Raw genomic sequence first — 2603 nt, 5'->3', positions numbered from 1 at the left:
GCGACGCCTGGAACAAGCTCATCGCCCAACCCTGGCGCATCATGTCCATCGGACTGCGCCGATGGGCCCATGGGTGCTGATCAATGAGAATTGGTATTAGGAAGTCGGATCGGAGCGCCATCCCGGCTGAACAACGATGCTCGTCGCTCCCGCTGGCTACCGCCGACCAGCTACTCAGACCGCGCGTGACGCGAGGCGCTCGATGACCGCCCTTGGGGCTAATTGATGGCTGTGGTCGTCACCATTGATCTGGTGCTGCTCGACGCTAGCCCGCGGGCGCTGATCGGACAGCTCGATCGCGAGCGCAGCGGCCCGGTCATAGCAGCGATGGACACCTGCAATAGTCGCTTCGACCGCGCCATCGTCGTGCCGGCGCGAGCTGGGCTTGCCGCCAAGTGGACGTAGTCGACCAAGTTTGAGACGCGGCGCCCGTGCTACACGACACCAGTGACAGAGCTACCGACGGCGACGGCGTTATCCTCCAATTACCTACCGCGCAGGATCGTGGGGCGCACTCGCTCAGCCTTTGAATGCCCAGATGGGCACAGCCCCATCCGGCCGACCCGGATTGTCGCGACGGCAGATCCCTTTCTCCAAGGCGATGACGTTGGTCTCGACCTTCGAGACGATCTCGCCGCTGAGCACCAGAGCGCCGCAGAAGTCGACACGGATCACGCCGTGCGAGGGGTGAACCCCAAAGAGTTGTTCCGTCGTCCAACCGAGTGCCGCTGCCTCATCGGCGTGCTTGTCGAGGAAACACAGCGCCGCGGCATGGATGGCCCGCCACTTCGCGGACGTCATACCGGGGCAAGGGACCACGCCTGGTTTCATCCCGAGGAAGGCACTGCGCCATGCCTGCGGGGTGTCGGGCTCGATCGTGAAGACGGGTGATGCTGACATGAGGCCCGGCGGCTGTGAGGAGCCGGTCGGGATAGTGGGCAGGACACACCCGCGCCATGGCCAGCGGGTCACATGCGGTATCGAGGCAGGGGACGAGAGACAGCCCCGCCGCCCGATCTGATCACGGGCCGGCGGGGTGGGTCGTCCATCTCACGGGTGAGCCGGTACGCAACTTGGCTCACCGCGAAGATGCACTGGGGCGGTTAGCCGGATCTCAACTGTGTCACGGTTCCATAGCGCCAATTCGGGACTGTGATTGGGTTGCCACTTGCTTCCCTGGCTTGCGTCAGGCTTTACCGTACCCATGATCAAGTCCGAATTGGTCCTCCGTATCGCAGAACAGAACCCGCACCTCTCCGAAAGGCGTGTAGAGGCCGTTGTGAACACCATCCTGCGTGAGATTTCGAGTGCGCTGATGGCCGCTAATCGGGTCGAGCTTCGCGGGTTTGGAGCATTCACAGTCAAGGCTCGTGAGGCCCGCACGGGCCGAAACCCAAGAACCGGCGCGGAGGTACAAGTGACCGACAAAAAGACAGTGGCTTTCAAACCGGGGAAAGCGATGCAGGCCCGACTGAACGCCTCTTAGCTACATAAGCCAGCTCAGATAGAGGCGATGGTAAAAGTAACTGCTGCGCCGCCCATGATGGTGATTGAATCACCAGAAACGTAAGAACGCGCCACGGAGGCCTGGCCCTTTGAAACGCCGATAGCCTGCGATCACCATACGTTGCGAATCTAATTATTGCTATAGATTTATTTTCAAGAACATTTTAGAGGGAGTTTTGTGAAATGAGCGGTCTCTTCTAGGCCTCGAAAATTTTCAAGCTCCATCGTGATAGGGACCAAAATGGACAGCACAGCTCCGTCATCGAATATCGATGTTTTGAACGCGGTTGCGGATCTCGTTGCGGCCTACGTTTCTGACAATCGTGTGCCGACCTCCGACCTTCCGATGCTGATCGGCAATGTCCATACGGCCCTGAAGGCATTGTCGGGGTCTGCAGCGGTCGAAGGCGCGAAAGCTGCCAGGGCAACGCCAGCCGAAATCCGCAAGTCGATCACACACGATGCGCTGGTCAGCTTCGAGGACGGCAAGCCCTACAAGACCCTGCGCCGGCATCTCACCCTTCGCGGTCTGACACCCGAGGCCTATCGCGACAAGCATGGCCTACCGTCCACTTATCCCATGACGTCCGCGGCCTACTCGGCCCAACGCTCGGAACTGGCCAAAACGATTGGCCTTGGCCAGCTGCGTAGCCGAGTCTCGACGAAGTCTTTGGAAAACGAACGAGTCTTGGACGAAGCTGCCCCGCCAAAGCGCCGCGGCCGCCCACCGGCTAAAGCCAAGGCTGAGACCGAAGCCTGACGGGTCGCCGTTTCTCGGGCTGTGTCACGGCGGGCTGCCAAAGTTTCCTTTCGGGGACGGATGGACGATCAGGCCGCTTTCAGCTTTCTAGCGGCCTCGACCAGCGCCTCATTCATCCGCGTCTGCCAGCCCGGCCCTGTCGCCTTGTAGGCCTCGATCACTTTCTCGCTTGCGGAATTCAATCTCCATTCCGCAAGCGGGTCGAGCCGCTCACACGACGAAGAAGTCGAAGTGGCTGAGCGTGACCTTGGTGTCGATCACCGCGAACTGCACCGCCGTGGCAGCCGAGCCGCTGCCGTCGGCATCGTAGAACAGCCCGCCCGTGCCCTTGTCGTAG

Annotated in this window: 5 protein-coding genes; 3 read left to right on the top strand and 2 right to left on the bottom strand. The window is 61.0% G+C overall.

Features of this window, described 5'->3' with window-relative positions:
• Nucleotides 1-225: 225 nt before the first annotated feature.
• Nucleotides 226-405 (top strand): hypothetical protein, encoded by a 180-nt coding sequence (locus ASG40_RS13335; protein ID WP_055886518.1) that lies wholly within the window; start codon nt 226-228, stop codon nt 403-405.
• 114 nt (nt 406-519) lie between these two features.
• Here ASG40_RS13335 and ASG40_RS13330 read toward each other — a convergent pair whose 3' ends face one another.
• Complete coding sequence (locus tag ASG40_RS13330; RefSeq protein ID WP_055886513.1) at nt 520-900, bottom strand: hypothetical protein; 381 nt, start codon at nt 898-900, stop codon at nt 520-522.
• Between the two features lie 304 nt (nt 901-1204).
• On the opposite strand from ASG40_RS13330, the gene ASG40_RS20680 reads away from it, so the two are divergent.
• Both ASG40_RS20680 and ASG40_RS20675 read left to right on the top strand, forming a co-directional pair.
• Entirely contained in the window at nt 1205-1486 is a 282-nt protein-coding gene (locus ASG40_RS20680) for an integration host factor subunit beta (RefSeq protein WP_082524067.1), read from the top strand.
• A gap of 261 nt (nt 1487-1747) precedes the next feature.
• On the top strand, nt 1748-2266 hold the full coding sequence (locus ASG40_RS20675) for a MucR family transcriptional regulator (protein ID WP_082524066.1): 519 nt from the start codon (nt 1748-1750) through the stop codon (nt 2264-2266).
• 68 nt (nt 2267-2334) lie between these two features.
• On the opposite strand, the gene ASG40_RS20670 is transcribed toward ASG40_RS20675, so the two are convergent.
• Nucleotides 2335-2427: a BrnA antitoxin family protein gene (locus ASG40_RS20670; RefSeq protein ID WP_244480616.1), complete on the bottom strand. Its 93-nt coding sequence runs from the start codon at nt 2425-2427 to the stop codon at nt 2335-2337.
• Nucleotides 2428-2603 lie beyond the last annotated feature (176 nt).

The sequence above is a fragment of the Methylobacterium sp. Leaf399 genome (assembly GCF_001424525.1).
Classification (GTDB): Bacteria; Pseudomonadota; Alphaproteobacteria; order Rhizobiales; family Beijerinckiaceae; genus Methylobacterium.
Note: the sequence above shows the minus strand (reverse complement) of the source record. Positions and strands in the feature narration are given on the sequence as shown.